This is a genomic window from Rhodococcus sp. UYP9 (genome assembly GCF_040547235.1).
Classification (GTDB): Bacteria; Actinomycetota; Actinomycetes; order Mycobacteriales; family Mycobacteriaceae; genus Rhodococcoides.
Map to the genome: position 1 here is coordinate 147,467 of NZ_JBEPPH010000008.1, position 19,428 is coordinate 166,894.

At 60.1% G+C, this 19,428-nt stretch carries 17 protein-coding genes; 8 read left to right on the plus strand and 9 right to left on the minus strand.

From position 1 onward, the window contains the following. Positions 1-2: 2 nt before the first annotated feature. Positions 3-545 (minus strand): NADPH-dependent FMN reductase, encoded by a 543-nt coding sequence (locus tag ABIB36_RS19940; RefSeq protein ID WP_084345385.1) that lies wholly within the window; start codon positions 543-545, stop codon positions 3-5. A gap of 132 nt (positions 546-677) precedes the next feature. On the opposite strand from ABIB36_RS19940, the gene ABIB36_RS19945 reads away from it, so the two are divergent. Beyond that, positions 678-2,243 (plus strand): serine/threonine-protein kinase, encoded by a 1,566-nt coding sequence (locus tag ABIB36_RS19945; protein ID WP_354562649.1) that lies wholly within the window; start codon positions 678-680, stop codon positions 2,241-2,243. Positions 2,244-2,268: 25 nt separating this feature from the next. On the opposite strand, the gene ABIB36_RS19950 is transcribed toward ABIB36_RS19945, so the two are convergent. Continuing rightward, positions 2,269-2,586 (minus strand): winged helix-turn-helix domain-containing protein, encoded by a 318-nt coding sequence (locus tag ABIB36_RS19950; RefSeq protein ID WP_084345293.1) that lies wholly within the window; start codon positions 2,584-2,586, stop codon positions 2,269-2,271. 151 nt (positions 2,587-2,737) lie between these two features. On the opposite strand from ABIB36_RS19950, the gene ABIB36_RS19955 reads away from it, so the two are divergent. The 3 genes from ABIB36_RS19955 to ABIB36_RS19965 are packed head-to-tail and all read left to right on the plus strand — an operon-like array spanning position 2,738 to position 7,241. After that, a complete protein-coding gene (locus ABIB36_RS19955; RefSeq protein WP_354562646.1) occupies positions 2,738-4,339 on the plus strand; it encodes a proton-conducting transporter transmembrane domain-containing protein in 1,602 nt (533 codons plus the stop codon). Then, the gene (locus tag ABIB36_RS19960; RefSeq protein ID WP_084345291.1) at positions 4,336-6,921 is read left to right on the plus strand and encodes a DUF2309 domain-containing protein; all 2,586 of its coding nucleotides are present in this window, start codon (positions 4,336-4,338) and stop codon (positions 6,919-6,921) included. Before ABIB36_RS19955 ends, ABIB36_RS19960 begins: the two co-directional genes overlap by 4 nt. Continuing rightward, positions 6,918-7,241: a P-II family nitrogen regulator gene (locus ABIB36_RS19965; RefSeq protein ID WP_084345290.1), complete on the plus strand. Its 324-nt coding sequence runs from the start codon at positions 6,918-6,920 to the stop codon at positions 7,239-7,241. The genes ABIB36_RS19960 and ABIB36_RS19965 overlap by 4 nt, the downstream gene beginning before the upstream one ends. 182 nt (positions 7,242-7,423) lie before the next feature. Here ABIB36_RS19965 and ABIB36_RS19970 read toward each other — a convergent pair whose 3' ends face one another. Further along, complete coding sequence (locus ABIB36_RS19970; protein WP_354562643.1) at positions 7,424-9,412, minus strand: TerD family protein; 1,989 nt, start codon at positions 9,410-9,412, stop codon at positions 7,424-7,426. 207 nt (positions 9,413-9,619) lie between these two features. Between ABIB36_RS19970 and ABIB36_RS19975 the strand changes: the two genes are divergently transcribed. Both ABIB36_RS19975 and ABIB36_RS19980 read left to right on the plus strand, forming a co-directional pair. Then, the gene (locus ABIB36_RS19975; RefSeq protein ID WP_084345288.1) at positions 9,620-10,366 is read left to right on the plus strand and encodes a potassium channel family protein; all 747 of its coding nucleotides are present in this window, start codon (positions 9,620-9,622) and stop codon (positions 10,364-10,366) included. 363 nt (positions 10,367-10,729) lie between these two features. After that, a complete protein-coding gene (locus ABIB36_RS19980) occupies positions 10,730-12,292 on the plus strand; it encodes a long-chain-fatty-acid--CoA ligase (protein ID WP_354562640.1) in 1,563 nt (520 codons plus the stop codon). A 22-nt stretch (positions 12,293-12,314) separates the two neighbouring features. On the opposite strand, the gene ABIB36_RS19985 is transcribed toward ABIB36_RS19980, so the two are convergent. The 6 genes from ABIB36_RS19985 to ABIB36_RS20010 all read right to left on the minus strand — a co-directional run bounded on the left by ABIB36_RS19985 (position 12,315) and on the right by ABIB36_RS20010 (position 16,819). Next, entirely contained in the window at positions 12,315-13,046 is a 732-nt protein-coding gene (locus tag ABIB36_RS19985; RefSeq protein ID WP_084345286.1) for an SIMPL domain-containing protein, read from the minus strand. A gap of 132 nt (positions 13,047-13,178) precedes the next feature. Beyond that, positions 13,179-13,751 (minus strand): YceI family protein, encoded by a 573-nt coding sequence (locus ABIB36_RS19990; protein WP_084345285.1) that lies wholly within the window; start codon positions 13,749-13,751, stop codon positions 13,179-13,181. Positions 13,752-13,957: 206 nt separating this feature from the next. Then, the gene (locus ABIB36_RS19995) at positions 13,958-14,713 is read right to left on the minus strand and encodes an Ltp family lipoprotein (protein ID WP_084345284.1); all 756 of its coding nucleotides are present in this window, start codon (positions 14,711-14,713) and stop codon (positions 13,958-13,960) included. A 311-nt stretch (positions 14,714-15,024) separates the two neighbouring features. Next, the gene (locus ABIB36_RS20000) at positions 15,025-15,447 is read right to left on the minus strand and encodes a hypothetical protein (RefSeq protein ID WP_256895415.1); all 423 of its coding nucleotides are present in this window, start codon (positions 15,445-15,447) and stop codon (positions 15,025-15,027) included. A gap of 289 nt (positions 15,448-15,736) precedes the next feature. Then, positions 15,737-16,174: an SRPBCC family protein gene (locus ABIB36_RS20005; protein ID WP_354571665.1), complete on the minus strand. Its 438-nt coding sequence runs from the start codon at positions 16,172-16,174 to the stop codon at positions 15,737-15,739. A 30-nt stretch (positions 16,175-16,204) separates the two neighbouring features. Further along, positions 16,205-16,819: a TetR family transcriptional regulator gene (locus ABIB36_RS20010; RefSeq protein WP_084345282.1), complete on the minus strand. Its 615-nt coding sequence runs from the start codon at positions 16,817-16,819 to the stop codon at positions 16,205-16,207. A 127-nt stretch (positions 16,820-16,946) separates the two neighbouring features. On the opposite strand from ABIB36_RS20010, the gene ABIB36_RS20015 reads away from it, so the two are divergent. Both ABIB36_RS20015 and ABIB36_RS20020 read left to right on the plus strand, forming a co-directional pair. Then, the gene (locus ABIB36_RS20015) at positions 16,947-17,705 is read left to right on the plus strand and encodes an SDR family oxidoreductase (RefSeq protein ID WP_256895413.1); all 759 of its coding nucleotides are present in this window, start codon (positions 16,947-16,949) and stop codon (positions 17,703-17,705) included. Between the two features lie 149 nt (positions 17,706-17,854). Continuing rightward, complete coding sequence (locus ABIB36_RS20020; protein WP_354562634.1) at positions 17,855-19,147, plus strand: DUF1254 domain-containing protein; 1,293 nt, start codon at positions 17,855-17,857, stop codon at positions 19,145-19,147. The last annotated feature ends 281 nt before the right edge of the window (positions 19,148-19,428 follow it).

Below are 19,428 nucleotides of genomic sequence, written 5' to 3' on the forward strand. Positions count from 1 at the left end.
TGTCAGCGTACAGCCTGCGCCCGATTAGACAGTGCCACAAGCGAAGTAAGAATCCCCTCACGAACCACACCATCGGTAATGAAGCCGTTCTCGTCGATCATTGCCGGAGTCACCGGGAAGTGCGCACATGCCTCGTCGACGATCGCCGCATCGGTGTAGTCGAGCACGAGGCGCAGCGACGCATGGGCGTTGGCCGCGTTCGTTGCGTTGGCAGAGACGTTGATCCACGCCGTGGGCTTGTCGCCGATCTCGACGCCACCCACAGTCCAGTCCAGCAGGTTCTTGAACGAACCTGGCAGTGCCCCCGCATACTCGGGAGTGCAGATCAGCAAGGCCGCTGCGGTGTCGATCTGTTGCCGTAGATCGAGCACCGCTTGCGGGAGAGGATCGTGATCGGCATCGGGATTGAAGTGCGGCAGCTCGCCCATCCCGTCGTATGTCACGCCGCGGAAACCGTCAGGAGTCAAAGTGGCGGCGGTGCGAAGCAACGCCGAATTGCTCGACTTTGCGCGCAAGCTACCCGATATCAACAAAATGTCCGACATGGTGTTCGCTCCTTCGGACCCGATGGAGTCGGGCACGATCGAGGCAGCACGACGTAACGAAGTTACAGTATTCAGCGAAACCTGACTGGATCATCGTTTTGTATTCTTCTCGGCACACACGAAGCAGGTTCGATGAATCAGATCCCGACAGTCTCCCGCGAGGGAAGCCGGTTCGGCCCATACGAGCTCAGATCTCTGCTCGGCAAGGGCGGTATGGGTGAGGTGTACGAGGCGTACGACACGGTCAAGGACCGCACTGTCGCGCTCAAACTGCTTTCACCCGACCTTGCGCACGATCCGACGTACCAGGAACGATTCCGTCGCGAATCGCGAGCTGCCGCGCGTCTTCGAGAGCCACACATCATTCCCATTCACGACTGGGGCGAGATCGACGGGGTCCTCTTCATCGATATGCGATTGGTCGCAGGTGATGATCTTCGAACCACGCTCAGGGTTCAGGGTCCGATGTCGCCGAGCCGCGCCGTCGCGATCGTTGCTCAGATCGCCTCAGCGTTGGACGCCGCGCATGCCGATAATCTGATTCACCGCGACATCAAACCGGAGAATATCCTCCTCACGCGGGACGACTTCGCATATCTGGTGGACTTCGGCATTGCCCGGTCGAGTTCGGACGTACAGCTCACCACCCAGGGCTCCGCTATCGGATCGTACTCGTATATGGCACCCGAACGATTCGACGCCGGTGTGGTCACCGATCGCGCCGACACGTATTCGCTGGCCTGCGTGCTGTACGAATGCCTCACCGGAACAGCGCCCTATCCCTCGAGAAGCGTCAGTCAACTGATCAAAGCGCATCTCATGACCGCGCCACCCGAAGCCAGCCTCACGCGGCCGGGGCTTCCCCGCGCACTCGATGCGGTCATCGTCCGCGGACTGGCCAAGGATCCTGGTGAACGATTCGCCAGTACAGGCGATTTCGCGCGGGCCGCCCATCTTGCCCTTACTCTGCCAGACCGTGCCGAGGCCACTGCGATCGTCGATCGCACACCGGAAGGTACGACGGTCGACAACGTCGGAGAGTATCGACAAACCAAAATTAGCGATACTGTCCATCCCCGACCCCAGGCCTGGGCGACAGCAGCATCTCCTCCCCCGCCACCTCCACCGAATGCAGTCCCGCACCGCTCGACGTTCCTTCCAGTTGCGATCACCCTTCTCGTCGTCCTGGTACTCGGACTCGGCGGGGCTGTTGCATGGCTGACATTCGCGCCGGACACCGAATCCACAACGGCTGCACTACCTTCGGCTGTTGCTCCGCCTTCCCAAAGCGCACCGAACGTGGAGGCAGAGACGCCGACAACGCTTGCCCTGACGCCCACTCCGGTTGTACCCACCCGCGCTCGGTCGATTCCTGTCTCCGGCGCGGACAGCCAAGGCTTCCTCGGTTCTTCCGGCCCCCGTTGCAACGCCGACAACCTCGCCGTCGCCATCGGACGCACCACCGATTCCAAAATCGTGGTGTGCGAAACCGGTGTCGGACGCTACTACTACAAAGGCGTTCGAATCACCGACGCTGCCGGGATCGAACTCGACGACCCTCGGCCCTCCGCCGGCGGATTCCTCGCCATCAACCCCGCCGACGGAACCCAGTATCGACTCGACCGATCCTCGCTGACCATCGTCTCCGGCGGCGAAGTGCTGGCGGAAGAACCGATGCGGGAGTACTACGCGCGCTGACCTCGCGGTGGCACCCCGCTGCGTGTCATGAAGACGGGGACTCTGATGGGGCAGGCACATCGGTTCCCGAAGGGCTGAGGAGCACGTTCAATATCTCTCCGATGTTGTGTCCGCGTTCGACGGGATGTCGCATCGGACGATCATCACGGACACGGTAGGAGTTGCGCCTACCGTCCCGGATCCGGTCAAGGTAGCCGGCATCCACCAAATCACTCACTATGCCCTGGGCTGCGCGCTCGGTGATGCCGACGTTCTGGGCCACATCGCGTACTCGGATGTCCGGGTCGCGGGCGATACAGAACAGCGCGTGGGCGTGGTTGGTGAAAAACGTCCATTCCGCCATATCCCAAGCCTAGACGGGTCCGCGGCTCACAGGAACTCTGTCACCGGAAACGCACCTCAGCTTCCCATCCTCGTTGATCAATCGAGCTAAAACATCAACCTCAATGCAGGTGATTTGACACCTGAATTGTAATACATGTATCTATCTACCTATGAGAATAGAGAATGTGTTCGCTGCTGTGCTGGTCGGCGTGGTGGTGCTGCCTCTACTCGCCTCTGCGGCAGCGTTAGCCCTGGATACTCGTTACCCCTGCGTAACCCGACAACTGGGAGGCTGGGTCGCGTCCGGGTGTTTCCTCGCCACGGGAGGATTGGGCATAGCCGTCATCGCGCACCGCGATGTGTCGATGTTGATCAGAGGTGACGACGGGAACGTTCTTGCCGGGGTGGCGGCAAATCGGCTGGGCGTGCTCTTGATGCTGTTGGTATTCGGAGTGAGCGCCGTCGCGCAGAGCTTTGCTGTTCGTTATCTGGCGGGTGATTCTCGTGCACGGTGGTTCTCGGCCTCGGCAGGTCTGCTCACCACCGCTTCGATCGGCTTGATGGTCTCCGCGACTCTGATAGGCCTCGCAGTGTTCTGGACGATGGCAGGGATCGCCTTATGTCTCCTGCTCGCTACCTACTCCCACCTGAGCGCGGCACGAGACGGGATAAGACGAACGACACTCACTTTTTTGATCGGGGACCTCGCACTCTGGCTGGCGGTCGTATTGGTGACCGTCCACGCGGGCAACCTCGAACTGGCGACGACGAACGGAATGGACTTCGACGCTTCGACCCTGAGCGCAGGAGCGATCGCCTGCCTCTTCGCCCTGGCGGCACTGTCGCGGTCCGCACAGATTCCGTTTCATCGCTGGCTACCCACCACACTGACTGCGCCGACACCTGTGTCTGCGTTGCTGCACGCAGGGGTGGTCAATGCCGGCGGAATACTACTGATCCGATTGGGATCCCTGGTCAACGACTCTGCCGTCGCAATGGGGCTGGTGGTGCTCGCGGGTGCAGTCACCATGGTCTACGGAACGCTACTGATGCTGACCAAACCCGACATCAAGGGTGCCCTGACCCATTCGACCATGGCGCAGATGGGTTTCATGACCTTGACCTGTGGTCTTGGTCTCTACGCTGCGGCGGTATTCCATCTGGTGGCCCACGGTCTGTACAAAGCGACTTTGTTCCTCTCCTCCGGGTCGGCTGTCGATCACCACCGTCGAATTGCCTTCGCACCGCCCAAGATGCGGAGCACTCGGACTCGGCACGCGATAGTTGCACTCGCTTCGATAGCGGTAACGGCCATGACGTTGGGTATCGCAGTGCTGCTGTTCCCTCTCCCCGCGGGCGAACACCAGTCCGGGTACGCACTGTTGATCTTTGCGTGGGCCACTGCAACCGCGGCCACCATGGGGTGGCTCGAACGAGGATTCGACGTCGGCCGCGCTTTGACAGCAGTGTCGACGCTCGCAGTGGCGTCGGCGGGCTATGTATGGCTCGTCGGTGCCGTCGCCGGATGGATGACCACGGACTTGCCCGATTACGCGCCCCCTGTTGCGGCTAGTTGGCTCCTCACAGCGATCGCCGGCGTCCTCGTTGGCGTCACGGTGGTGCGGTATGCGGATGCCGCAGGACCTTGGAAGTTTCTGCATCGCACGCTCTACGTGCGAGCGCTCAGTGCAGGGCACGTCAGCATGCCTGACCCGCTGTCGAATCGCGCAAAACCAGCCTCGACTTCACCTATGACAGGAGCACACCGATGACCGCAGCAGTCGATCACTCATCGAGCCGAATCCGTCGAGCCAAGTTGCGTGCGGAGGTGGCCTTGGCTGCCCGGGTACTGCCGACGCACTACCCCGTCGAAACCTTCATCGCAGTCAATCCCTTGGCAGGCCTCGCGAAGATGCCGTTCGAACAAGCCACTCACCGCGCCGGTGATCTCTACGGTGCGCAGGCAACCCTGCCCGAGCAGACATTTCGGGTGCTGTATCGGGACGGTCGAATCACCGATGCCGACATCGAGGGGGTCTTGCAACGACGCTTTCCCGGCGTGATGGACGGCCCCCGGGTGCAACTCGGCCCTGAGTTCCCGACACCGGGACAGCTCCTGAGGGACGACCTACTTTACGGTATTCCATCCCCAGATCCATTGCGCAGTAACCGGACTCGCAGTGAGATGCATAAGCCCGCCGTCGCTGACACCGTCGACACTCAAACGGCAAAATGGTGCTCGGCCTTCCTGGGTTCGACCACAGCTGGTTGGCCGATGCCGGGACGTGAGAATGGATTCTTCGCAGCCTGGCATGAGCTCGCACACCGCGACCACACTCTGCCCCGCCACGTCAGGGCTACGTTGCGCAAGCTGCCTTTCCGAGCCGACGACGCTGCGCTGTCAGCACTGGACATGCTTGGTGTCGATGACGATTCTCGGGCCCTTTATATGCAAGCACACTTGACTCGTCTGCCTGGGTGGGCTGCCCACGTGCGGTGGTGCTCGGAGCGCGGAGTTGGAATCGACGTAGTCGACTATCTAGCTATGAGACTGTCCTACGAGGCAATACTGCTTGGCGGTAGCGGACAGGGGGTCACACACGACTCGACGATCGCCACGGAATCGGAGACTCCGTCAGCCCGGCAACGGTCGGAAACTCTCGTGCAGGCCTGGGGCATCGCCAACGTTACGGACGCTCAGTTAGCTGCCGCAGGTCGAATTCTCACTGTCCTGCCGCTCACCGCGCGTACCGCCATATGGCAAGACGCCTACGAAGCGCATTACCGCGACGCGCTCCTCGACGACTTGCAGAACACTCCCGAAGCTCCTGCGTCCGATCCTGTACACGTCCAGATGGTGTGCTGCATCGACACCCGATCCGAAGGCCTGCGTCGCCACCTCGAAGAACTCGATGGGTATCGAACTCTCGGTTTCGCGGGATTCTTCGCCGCCGCAATCCGTTTCACCGATCTCGCTGGTGGAGCCAGTAGAGACCTCTGCCCGGTGCTGATTTCTCCGAACCACGATGTCGGCGAACATCCCGCGACGCACGCGCTTCCCGCGGCCGCCCGCCGTGTCGCGGGGCTCTCGACGCTCACGGCCGCCGACGCATCGTTCCATAGTGCGAAAGACTCTGCAGTCGCACCGTTCACCCTCGCAGAAATAGCCGGATGGGTGGCGGGTCCCTGGGCCGCGACCAAGACGCTGGCACCCACTGCCAGCGCCGCGGTCAGGCGGCGAGTGCGCCACCTCATTGCACCAAGGGCATCCACTGTGATCAGTGTCGACGATACGATCGCGTTGGATCAGCAAGTAGGTATCGCGCACGCAGCGTTGGCCACAATGGGCTTCACGACAGGGTTTGCGCGTCTCGTCGTGATGTGCGCACACGGCAGCCAGACCGAGAACAACCCCTACCAAGCGGCACTCGACTGCGGCGCCTGCGGAGGACAACCCGGTGCTCCGACAGCCCGCACTGCTGCAGCCATTCTCAACTCGCATGCCGTCCGAAACGAATTGCACAACTACGGAATCGACATCGGTGATGACACCTATTTCATTGCAGCACAGCACAACACCACCACCGACCGCGTCGTGGTTCTCGACACCCACTTGGTGCCCAACAGTCACAGGGACGACCTTGCACGGCTGACCGCGGACCTCGACATCGTCAGTAGTGCACTAGCCGTCGAGCGGTGCACGGCCCTGCCCGGCGCACCGAAGACTCCGTCGCCAACCGAAGCGGCCCGCCACGTCCGAACCAGAGCCGCCGACTGGGCACAGGTCTACCCCGAATGGGGCCTCGCATCCAATGCCGCCTTCATCATCGGGCCACGCACGAGCACCAGGGGTATCGACCTCCACCGTCGCGCATTCCTCCACTCCTACGATGCTGCAACCGATCCCGACGGCACAGCCCTCGAGACGATCCTCACCGCTCCCCTTGTCGTAGCGCAGTGGATCAACTCCCAATACTATTTTTCAACTGTCGCGCCCCGCGCATTCGGCGCCGGTACGAAGACCATCCACAATGTCATTGCCGGTGTTGGAGTACTTGCCGGACATGGCGGAGATCTGCAACTCGGACTGCCGCAACAATCCCTCACCCACGAAGGCCTGCTCGTTCATGAACCTATGCGACTGATGGCCATAGTCGAGGCACCCCTGGCAAACATCACCACGATCATCGCTCGAAACCCCATGCTCCAGGATCTCGTCGACAACGAGTGGATAGCACTGGCCGCACGCGAACACACTCGACAACCCTGGCAACGCCACACCCGCACGGGGTGGCGACGCTGGGACGAACATTCGACAACACCTATCCCCCACGAGCAGGAGACAACCAGATGACATACACAGGCCTGACAAAAATGACCAAGATCGAAATCGTCGTCACCGGAGACGACGCACCTGCAGTACGCGAACTCTTTCGCAGTGCCGACGTCACCGGCTTCACCGCCGTGTCCGGGGTTTCCGGCCTCGGCCATCATGGCTATCGCCAGGGCCGATTGCTCTTCAATCAGCAGGCAGCACTGGAGTTACTGATCACTGTAGTTCCAGAAGCCAAGGTCGAAGCGCTCCTCGCCGGTCTCAGACCATTTCTCGACGCCTCACCAGGAGTGCTTTTCGTGTCCGAAACCTACGTCAGCCGCGCCGAGTACTTCATGTGACTCGACCGGCCCAGTCGAGTCGCACGCTGGTATCGGTACTCGAATCGACCCGTTCCGCCGGTGACTCGATGTACGCCACTGGCTGAGGAGCGGTCACAACCGCCCGCGGATCCGGTGCCCGCTGAAATGGGCACCGGATCCGCGGACAACCGGGTCGTAAGCTACTCGATATCGGTATGGAGCTATACACCGGACGCTTCGGCCGGAGACGACTCGGGCGCAGACGGTACCCACTGCTTGAGTGGTTGCACCACATCGCGGTAGAAGCCATCGACCCCATCGGTGACGCTGCCGATGAAACTCGCTGCGGATCCAGAGCGCTTGCTGCCCATCTTCAACGGTGACGTAAGTGTAAAACGCTGCAGCTCGCTGACCCGCCCGGATGTCAACGACTTTGCGTCGGCTCGCACAGTCGCCAAGTTCTCACACGAAGTTTCGCCGACATCGGCGAACACCGCTTCGACGAGAATGTCTGCCGGGGCGTTCTTGAGTTGCTTGAGCAACCACGACGTCCGCCGAAGCGCCGTCCCCTCCGTCGGTGCGTCGAGAGTCGTGCTGCACTGAATCTTGTTCGTACGCAGATCTGCTTGGACCGTGAGATCGCCGGCAGCGTCCGGGATTCGCAACGTGGCAGACAGGTATCCAGAAGTCGCAAGTTGATCGACCAGATATTCGTTCCGAGCCTGCGGGTCGCCATTGAGCTTTCTGGGGAGATGGTGCTTCACTAGTACCCCGAGGTCAGCGGTCATCCGCAACGCGAGATGCCTCGACAAGGATGCCCAAGTATTCGCGACCGCAAGCGCCTTGACATCACTACTGCGGAGCGTGCCATCGGTAACCGAATCACGCACGGCTACCCAGTGACGACCCATGTCCACGAATTCCGTCGCACCTGATTTCGGGTGAGTCAGATACCTGACGAACTCACTCAGAATCCACACCTGCAAGGAATCAGTGAGGTCACCGTGCGACAACAACATTCGAGCTTCATGGATCACCTCGGACCACGAAATATGACGCAACGACACCTTGCTGAGTTTGGTCTTGTTCACTTCGACCGGGAGCTCACCCACCGAAGCTGGTATGTCGTTCGACAGTGTCAGCACTACCTCGTACTTGTGACGCCTGGCGACGTCGAGGTAGTTTTCCACCTGTTCCTTGTACAACTTGCCTGCGCCGGTCTTGACTTCGAGCAAGGCGGTCCAGATGTGCCCGGCCCGCGAGACCCGGAATACCCCATCTGGGATTACCTTTCCCTCGCCTTTGACGAAGGGCACTTCCAGGTAGCCCTCGAATGGTCCAGCCGGTGCCCCAGCGCGAGAGCAGATCACTCGTGCGAACGGACGCACAGCCTGCATCGTCGCGATAAGGGCAGATGTTGCTCTCTTCTCTTGCTCCTCACCGGACCCGACACCGGCGACCGAGAACAATCGAGCAGTATGCCAACTCTCCCCTCCCGCGAGGGTGAACTGAGGTACTGCTACCCTCTTGGGCGCCGGCTTCTTGGTTCGCACACCACGTTTCGGGCGTTCGACATCGATAACGGATATCTCGACGACCTCGCCCGTGGATGCAGCGCTCTGAGTGTGCGAGTCGGGGACCTCGATCACGACGTCGTCGACTACCGACTCGATATCGCTGTCATCGACGTCGACGCCGAAATCCTTTGCCAGACCGGCAAGACCCGACTCCCATCCTTGCCCGACTGCGCGCAGCTTCCACGAGCCATCTCGCCGGTACACCTCACCGAAGACGAACGCACGCTCGGATGTGGCGTCGGCCGTGAAGAATTCACCTATAACTGAACCCGACTGATCGCGTACCTGCAGGGACAGCTTCCCGAAATCACCCAACACGTGGTCATCGGCACTGCCTGCGATGACGACCTTTGCCACATCCAAAGGAAGTGTCGCCAGATGAATCGAGATTCTCTCCTGCTTACCCTCGTCGGTGCTGCTGCTGCCGAGATATCTCACAGCTGCTTCAGCGGACTCTGGTTGATTGTAGAAGACGAAGTCTGCGTCCGATCGGACACGAGAGTTCGAATCCACCAGCAAAGCAGACGCATCGAGATCTCGGTCCGGATCGACCCAAGAGACGATCACATCCAATTCGGTCACTCCGTCCGGTAGGGCAACATTCTGGCCCTTGGTCAGGAATGGTGAAGTCACTCGAAGCACGCTCCTATCGGAAGAAAATAATCTCGACCTGTCAGAGTATCCAACGCACCCAACGCACCGAATCCACTTCGAAAAATTATGTGAACAACGGTCCCATGCTCATTCTGGATGCGTCTTTGCTTGTTGGACATCATGGATGCCGAAACGGGAGCGAAGCGGATCTTCGTTCGACTCAGCTGATCGGTACAGTGCCACCCCATGGACTACGAGCGATGGGAACGGTCAACTGAATGGCCTCTGGCAGGTGCAGCTTTGACATTCCTTGCGATCTACGCCTGGACGGTGCTGACCCAGCCGGCTGGTTTCGGCCAACGAGTCGCAGAAAACGCCGTACTGGTGATTTGGGTTTTGTTCGGCGTCGACTATCTCGTACGGCTCACGCTCGCCGATCAGCGAACTCGATGGTTCGCGCTGCACCTGCATGAACTAGCGATTGTCGTCCTTCCGGTACTGCGACCACTCCGATTGCTTCGACTGCTCACCTTGGTGAGCTTTCTGCAACGTTCGATCGGAGGTGCGTTGCGAGGGCGCGTCGTTACCTACGCAGTCACCGGAACAGTCCTGCTGGTCTTCGTGGCCTCACTGGCGATGCTCGACGTCGAGCGAGCCGCACCGACCGGGAACATAAAAACGTTTCCAGACGCCCTCTGGTGGTCCGTTGCGACGGTGACAACTGTCGGATATGGGGATTACAGCCCCAGCACTGCAACAGGTCGGTGCATCGCGGTTGCGCTGATGATCGCCGGCATCGCCCTGTTGGGAGTGGTGACAGCGACTTTGGCGTCCTGGCTTGTGCAGAAAGTGGCCGAACAGGACGACGTCAACCAAGCTGCAACCGAGAAGCAGATCGCCGAACTCACCATCCAGATCACAGCACTCCGTGACGAACTCGCGTCGAACACCTCGGTCGACCTCGGATCGTCGCGCAGTCGGTCATCGCCTTGACAACCCCCGGAGATTCCACGCCATCCGTAGCGTCTCCAACGTGCGAACAGCGCGTCGATCGAACGAATCCCGCCCTGTGCGTGGGTGCGGCGGCTCGATGACCAGGGGCGCCGGTGTCTACTGATGAGCCCATGCGACACCTACATTTCGCCGATGGAGTCGATGACCGACCTAGATCCTCACGCGGGACCTCGGGCCCCTTCGCTGACGGCAGGTATTGCACTCTCGCCGTCGCGAACTCGGAGACTTCGATTTGGATGGAAGTCGTCCGCCGAACCGAGGCCCAAGTTAATGTTCGATTCACGATTGCGAGGCAACCGGACTTACGTAATCCGTACGCCAAACCGATATAAGGATGGTTCGATGTCCGATTCCACCGCAGCAATCATCTCCGATCGCGTCGAGCATTGGTCGACGGTCAAACCGGACGAGCTTGCGATGGCCTTCCAAGGGTCGGAATACACCTGGTCACAGTGGTATGACCGCATCCTTCGCGTCGCGTCCGCACTCGCCGACGCGGGTATCGTAGCCGGCGATACGGTCGCCTTTGTCGACAAAAATCATTTGTCATGTATCGAAGTCACCTATGCCGCTTCGCTTCTCGGTGCGGCGAACGTCGTTCCGAACTGGCGGCTTGCAGGTGAAGAACTCGATTACGTGCTCGCCGACTCAGGTGCCCGCATCCTGTTCGTCGGCAGCGAACTCCATCCACAGATTCTTGCGATCCGCGACCGTCTGACCGCCGTCGAAAGGATCTTATCGGTAGGCGGTGAACACGATGAGTTCGAGCCTTGGATCGACGGAGTCTCGCCTTTATACCCCCGCCCACATGTAAGCCCGGATGCAACTGCACTGATTCTCTACAGCTCGGGGACTACCGGTCGTCCCAAAGGTATTCGGCTGACACATCGAAACCTCTTCGCACACAGCGACAGCATGCTCGAAATCATGCCGGCGGAGGAAGACCACCGATTCTTGATCGCCATGCCTATGTTCCACGTCGGTGGAACCTGCTACGCCATTATGGGAATTCATGCTGGTAAGCACTGCTACTTCACCCGGGAAGCTGACGGCCCGTCTATCTTTGCCGGACTCGCGGCCGGCGCCAACATCGCCTTCCTCGTTCCCCCGGTGATCTCCGGGGTGTTGGCTGCGGGAGAACAAGCGATCAACGCGTTCAAGGCATTCAAGCGCATCATCTACGGCGCTGCACCGATGCCGCTGCCACTGTTACGCGCTGCGCTTGCTGCCTGGCCGGACACCGAGTTCGTACAGGTCTACGGCATGACGGAGTTGGCGGGGGTGGTTACCGCGTTGATGTCCGACGTTCATCGCGATGAAGCCCAGACCGAACGCATGGCCTCGGCTGGGACGCCGATCCCCGGTATGGAAGTCCGGATCGTCGATCCCGTGACACTCGAGGATGCACCAACCGGCATTACTGGTGAGCTGTGGTGGCGGTCGGAACAATGCACCCCGGGCTATCTGGGTAAACCCGAGGCTACAGCCGAAACCATCACCGCCGAAGGGTGGTTACGCAGCGGGGACATGGGTCGAGCCGATGATGGCGGCTTCGTATTCATCGAAGACCGCCTCAAGGACATGATCATTACCGGTGGTGAGAACGTCTACTCACCTGAGATCGAACGGATCCTCGTGGAGCATCCCGCAATAGCCGAGGTCGCGGTCATCGGCGTCCCCGACGACCGTTGGGGTGAAACGATCAAAGCCGTTGTCGTTCTCGTGCCCGACGCGATCGTCGATGAATCCGAATTGATCACCTATACCCGCGGCCGTCTCGCAAAGTTCAAATGCCCCACGAGTATCGACGTCGTCGAAGTCCTCCCCCGCAACCCCACCGGAAAGATCCTCAAACGCGACCTCCGCAAACCATACTGGGAGAACCGAGACAACAAGTTGGTCTAGACACCGAGGAAATTGGTGCGGATCAGTCCAAAGCCCATTTGACGGCCACGGACACGCTGACAGTCTGCTGCCCGGGTTCGATGGGGACCGATGAGTCGGCCATACTCGCGCCATCTGGGAATCTCGACAGTTGGTCCTGCCCGGTGATGTTCTCGGTAATGGACAGAACTTGCCCGAGGTCGCTACCCGAGAGCGTCGCGTACTGTTCAGCGCGATCGCGGGCGTCGGCGAATGCCCGGGCCCGCGCGTCGGATATCAGTTCCGAATCGTCGTCGATGCGGAATGACACTCCGGAGATCCGGGTTGCGTTGCCACCGGCGGACGTGGCGTCGCCGAGGACCGTCGACGCCTTCGACAGGTCCCGAACCGTGACTCGCAAGGTGTTGGTTGCCTGGTAGCCGGAAATCTCTGGGGTTCCGCCGGGCATCCCACCCGAGTACTGGGGGTTGATCGACACCTGTTGAGTCTGAATGTCTTCTCGATCGACGCCTGCGGCGGCTACCGCATCGGTCACTGTGCCGACCGCGGTGTTCGCCTGATCGATGGCGGTGGTGACGTCGTCGGCTATTGTCTCGACGCCGATCTGCGCCGTCAGGGTGTCAGGTGTGCCTTCGACTTCACCGACGCCGTTGACGCTGACACCGGGCGGTCCATCGGCAGACGATGTATCGCTCCCGCACCCCGCGGTCATAGCGAGTGCCGCGACTAGTACTGCTGAACCGATTGCTTTCTCTACCCCTCGTTTTCGAGTCATCGACGTAGTGTGCACGGTTTCGGTCGAACTCGAAAGACCTCAAGTGTCAAGTCGCGGTTATCCACGCAGCGAACGCGAAGTACCCGGTCGCACTTCACAACGCCTACCGTCGCACCTGAGATCCTTCGTCGATTACCGTTTCGGTGGATTCAAGCTTGGCTTCGTGCGCTCGGCCTCGAAGGACACGGTCACCTCATCGACCACCTTCATAGCACCCAGCATCTGTGAGTACGGCTTGATTCCGTAATCTGACTGGCGCACTGTACTTTCGGATGCACAGTGCCATTTCGTACCGTCGTCGGCGACGATTACGATCACAGTCATCTCACGGGTGACACCATGGATCTCCATCGTGCCGCGCAGGGCGAATCCGTTCTCTTTCGCGGCGATATCGTCTGAGCGGAAGCGAATCTGGGGGTACCGTTTTGCGTCGAAGGTCTTCAGCGCGTTGGATTTTGCGAGCATCTTCTCCGGACCGATCAGCGGCGTGACACCACCTTCACCGCCTACCACGTCGAGTGAATCGACTTCGGCGGTGAAGGTGACCGAGGTGGGAGTGTGCCCAGACCAGTCGATGGCGGCCGTCCACGACTTCATTGCAATGGTGAGGCGGTGGCCCAGTTTGGACGCCTTGCCGGTGACGTCCGTCTTGATCGTCAGGTGGCCTCCACCTGATGCGTCGAGTGTCCAGCTCACGGGAGTCATCGCTCGACTCTAATGGTCGATCGGATTCGGCCCGGAGCTCGATCGAGAGTCGAGTTACGCGATCAGACAGCTGAGGTCAAATTTCGACATCCCTCGCCCAACCCGGGTTCCGAAACGCTGGGAAGTTGCTGGACCGGATCCGCCATCCGTCGAGAGGCGGTGAAACAACTTCCTTGGGGGTCTGCCACTCTTGGTCAGCCGGGAGGCTAGAGCCCTGTCTGATCCACTCCGTACTGAGCCTGTTCAGGGGTGAACCCTCCGAATACCAGTTGGTCGATTAGTCCCTGTCTCGAAAATGCCATCACGTCGAGATAGTCTTCCGCGGCAAGCGAAGCCTGTTCGTTCCAGTCAGGCGCTATATAGTCCACAGCGAATGCCGCATCCTCGCTCGAATAGTCCTCGAACTCCAACTGCTCGATAAGACCCTCTCGCGAAAAGGCGGTCACGTCGAGATAGCTGTTGGCCGCACGCACAGCATTGCGCTGTCCGCCGGTCATCCCCGTCTGCCCGCTGGCCCGCTCAGTCGTCTTCGGTGCGGCAGGCGCGGTAGGTCTTGGCGTCACAGGTTCGGTAGTTGCCATCGGCACGACCGGAGCCGGTGGCGGGGGCGGGGGCGGAAGGACAGTAGTGATCGTGGCTTTCGGAATGATGGGAGCCTTTTCGACCGCACTCGATTGTGTCGTTGTGGCCGCCTGCGCGTCCGCTACGTCGTCCGATGTCTTGTTGGCTGAATTGACCGCACCGATAACGACGAGAAGCACCACGCCGGCGGCCACGAACCATGGCCACTTCTTACGGCTGGATCCACCGGAAGCCGGATCAGCAGGGAGGCCTGACAAGTGTTCTGAAGCAGTCGGTTTCATTGGATCTGGCTGAAGAGCGGTCGTCCACTGTTGGCCGTCCCACCACCGTAGCTGTGCCGAGCCTTCCGGGTCCGCGTGCCATCCAGGAGGTGTCGTCATGGTTGTTCCTTACTCGTCGGGTGGTCGCCCGTTACTGCTTGTCATTCAGATCCGCTGAGTTTGCGTCCGCGCATGTATCCTCCACGGCTGCACTGTCACATCAGAATTCTTCGAGACCATCAGCACAGATCTTCTTCTGCGCCGTCTCATTGGGTCGCAGAAGGGTTATGTACTTCAAATTGATACCACCTGCTCCGAACTCCAGCGGAATCAAAGACTCAACCGATTGGCCCTGAACAGCTGAAATGCAGATTTCGGTCCAAAAATTCAACTGTCCGAATGACCCCACGCCGATTTTCGTACCACGGCTTCTATGGAACGAAGAAGCTTGCGATTCCTGGAGTGATCGTCCCAAGGGTGGAAACGATGGTGACCACAACATGCCCAGACCCACTCATCAGCGTCGCTTCGGACGGAAATCCATAGAGTCCGTCAGACATTCGCGCGGAGCCAGACGCTCCGGTCGACAGATTCAACCAATGCACGTCGGACGAGATCAAGCACCCCCACCTGCCTTCCTTGCCACCGGTAATGGTCACCGTGCCAGGCTGTTCGCCGAGCACCGCCACACAGCGCACAGCGGGAGCGTCGAAACTGCCGTTCGGATTTCCGAACGGTGCCGGGTCGACTTGGAACGGAACGGTCACAGCCGCGGACGCAGTGCCCACCGTCGCCAGCGTCGAACCTATGACGACGGATGCGCAGACAAGCAGCGTACGAACAACTTTCTTCACAGCAACCTCCAGTACAGGCCCGAACAGGCGTGAGGGTTATCCTCTACCCTTGCGCACAATCACGGCAAGACGCCACCTCGCCGTCGCCGCATCACGATCGGCATGTTTGGCAGAGGTGAGCGGGGGGGATGGCCTCACTCGAAACCCCGCAGGAACTCGACAGCGCGTGACACCACCGACCGTTGCATCGAGGTTTGAAAGTTCAGATGCCGACGTTGTGTCAGCGCAGCTATTGTGAACGAGTCATGCGGGCAGATGTTCGTGCAGTATGCAACCGATCTGCGAGCCGCTATGCGCCAAAATGTTCTCCAAAAGCTTTGAGTCCAGTGCGGTAGACGTTGTCGCCATATGCCTGCTCGATCATGGCTACAGTCTCGTCGCCGGATCGATAGGTAGCGCTCCATTGGATTTGTGAGCCCTGATCGTGGGGGACGACCGCGATCGTCGCGACGTAGTCACGGACGGGCAGCATCGGGTCGAGTACTTCATAACTGTAGCTGCGCTTCTCAGCATCGCGGGCGCGTAATTGCTCACGGGCCACTACTCGTCCGTCTACTGAAAAGGTTCGGACAGAACCTATCTCTTTCGGGTCTGCATTGTTTTCCATCTCTACGGGAGGAACACCGGGATGCCAAGACGCAAGAGCATCGAAGTCCCCCACGTACTCCCACGCGAGATCCGGTAGCACGGGAACAATCACGTTACGTGTGATAGATCGAATCATCATTTTTCCTAATCTGTCGAATCTGGAGTGAGTTCAGTGTTCTTGTTCGACGGTAATGATCCGGAGCACTGATAGCGCTGATGCTGCGAGTCGTCCGATCTCGTTGGGATCGCCCTGTTCCTGGGCTGCCCAGTACTCCAAAGTGACTGTGAGCGCGCCGATAAGCGTATGCGACAACATGCGCGCCTCGAGACCATCAGGTTCCAATCCGGCACGCCGCGCGAGAAGCGGTCGCATTTCCTCTGCTAGTCCATGTGCCGCAACCATCCATCGTGCGTGAATACCGGGCACTGAAGTGAGGATGACGAAAAGTTCGCTCGACGAAATACCTTCTGCGTTCTTGTAACGTTCGAATACCTGCAGAAATGCTTGCTGTACGGATGTGGACACCAATTCTTGTTCTGGTCTGGTGCGCAGGCATTCGACGAAGTGGCGAATCCCTGACACAACCACTGGGGTCAAGGTGTCTTCTTTCGCATCGCAGTGCCGGTAGAAGGTTCGAACCGACATCCCGGCTCCGCGCGCAATGTCCTCCACCGAGGTCGCGTCGAATCCGCGCTCAGCAAAGAGTCGTGCAGCACTCGCGGCGATGTCCATCCGCACTGCCGCCCGACGACGGTCCATCAACGACTGCTGCGGTCGAGTCATAGTTCCTCCGGAGGCCTTTGACACACATTAGCATGATGGCATAGATTGGCACCTTGTCTCATATGCGCACATTGCGATCACGCTTCCTCGAACCATGACAAGGCGGGACATGCCCAGAACGTACTTAGTGACCGGTAGTGCTTCCGGTATCGGTGCTGCCGCTGCCGCGCATCTGCGCAACCAGGGTGCTCACGTCGTCGGCGCAGATCTGCGAGACAGCGATATCACCGTTGACCTCGCGACGGCAGACGGACGACGCGAGCTCGTCGAACGGGCTCGCCAGTTGACAGGCGGAAGGTTGGACGGGGTTGTAGCCTGCGCGGGCGTCGCACTGTTCGACCCGATCACCATTGGTGTCAACTACTTCGGTGCTGTGGCTACCCTCGAAGGCCTGCGGCCTCTACTCGTCGAAGGCACCGATCCGAGGGCCGTGGTGATCTCGTCTGTAGCGTCACTACACCCCACTGATCCTTCCATCGTCGAAGCCGCACTTGCCGGCGACGAAGCCGCGGCAACAGCAGCAGCCCGGTCCGCCGTGGAAGGCGGCCACGGTGCACAGATCTATTCGTCGTCGAAAGCTGCGATCGCACGCTGGGTGCGTCGCAACGCCATCACGGCTGAGTGGGCAGGCATGGGCATTCCGCTCAACGCCATCGCCCCCGGCACCATCGTCACACCGATGATCCAGGCCATGCTCGACACCGATGCAGGTCTAAAGGCTATCGATGGCAGCGTGCCGATGCCGTTGAACGGTCATGCCCAGCCACAACAGGTGGCGCAATTGATTTCCTGGCTGGTGTCCAAAGAAAACTCTCATATCACCGGCCAAGTCGTATTCCTGGACGGCGGCGCCGACGCTGTCCTTCGCGGCGACGGTACTTGGTAGACAAGAAAAGGAATTTGACGATGCATCAGAAAATATGCCGCGTAGGGACCCGAAAGGCCGCGCTCATAGCAGGACTTTGCTTGGCTGTATTCGCCGCGTCGAGCTGCTCATCGGGCGCCACGGAATCGGAACCAGAATCGGAACCAGCAGTGACGGCGACGGATCTCGACGCAACAATCAAGGAAGCCTACAGTTTCGCGTTTCCGCTCTACGACCTTTCACGTTATCGATGGACGGCGTTGGAGACGACCGACTCACGGACGAGCACCACGCTGAACAACTTCGTGCACTCACGGTCACTGGCAGGGCCCGACGACACTTGGGCGAACGGGCCGAGCCAGGACGTTCTCTACTCCACTGCCTGGTTGAATTTGGCGGACGGACCTGTCTACCTTGATATTCCGGAAGTGCAGTCACGCTACTACTCGCTGGTCTTGATCGACTTCTACTCCAACAGCTTCTTCTACGCCGGCGAGCGCACCACCGGCACGCAAGCGCAGAAGCATCTGGTCGTGGGGCCGGACTGGCAGGGTGAGGCCCCCGCCGACGCCACTGTGGTCAGAGCGCCCACGAACGACGTCTATGTCAACCTGCGCGTTCAGACGACCGGGACCGCCGACCAAGTTGCGGCGAATGCTGTACAGGATGGATTCCGCTTCACCCCCACTCAACCTGTGTCGGAAAGCTCGACGAAGCGGGTTCAGCCCACCGACGATGACCCCGAGAACTACCTCGATGTCGTCAATCAGATGCTCGAGCTGAACCCACCGCCAGCGCATGACCAGTCGGCTGTCGACCGGTTCCGTGAGGTCGGCATCTGTGGGGCCGACTGCGGCTGGGGACCCCTGCCCGATGACATCAAGGCAGCGTGGAACGCGAAATATCCCGAGTTCGGTCGCTACATGCAAGAGTTCGCGAACCGCCCATCGCAGGGCTGGACCAACTACAACCCGCCCGGATCGGTTCTCGGCACCACGGAGCAAAGGGACTACACCCGACGGGCCTTTGCATTGTCGGCCGGCGGCGGCATGTTGGGGATGGACCGCAAGGAGGCGAACTACTGGATCACCTTCACCGACGCCGACAATGCCCCGCTGCTCGGCACCGAGGGCTACGTGCTTCGCCTACCCGAGGGTGGAATTCCCGCAGAGGCATTCTGGTCGGTCACGCTGTACGAGGTTCGGGAGAATGGCCAATACCCATCGCCGAACCCGATCGACCGTTATGTCATCAGCAGTGAGACCGAAGGGTTGATCTCCAACCCTGATGGCAGCATCGATCTCCACATTCAACCAACAGCGCCCTCGGCCGAAGCGGCCGCGAACTGGCTACCCAGCCCGGCCGACGGAAAGAAGTTCATCCTCTTCGCCAGGTCCTACATCCCCGGTGCAGACGTGCTGGCCGGCACCTTCACGATGCCTCCAGTCGTTCCCGCAACATAGGACTCCCCCTGGGCTGCTCGTTCTCGACAACCCCGGCTGAATCCACTTGCCGCCAGTCTCCGCTCAGTCGGTACGAGTGAGCGGAGACTGCTCCGGTTGCGGCGGTAGACGGATCGGGGTGCTGAGGCATGACACCAACCCGCGATCCGCGCCCCGCAGGTCACCTGAGCGGGTGAACTGCGGTCAGGTCGCGAGCTTGCTTTGTATGATTATCAACCGAGTTCGGTTCTTGTGAACCGTGCAACAGGAAAAAGAGCAGACCAGAGTTTTTGGCGGTGCAG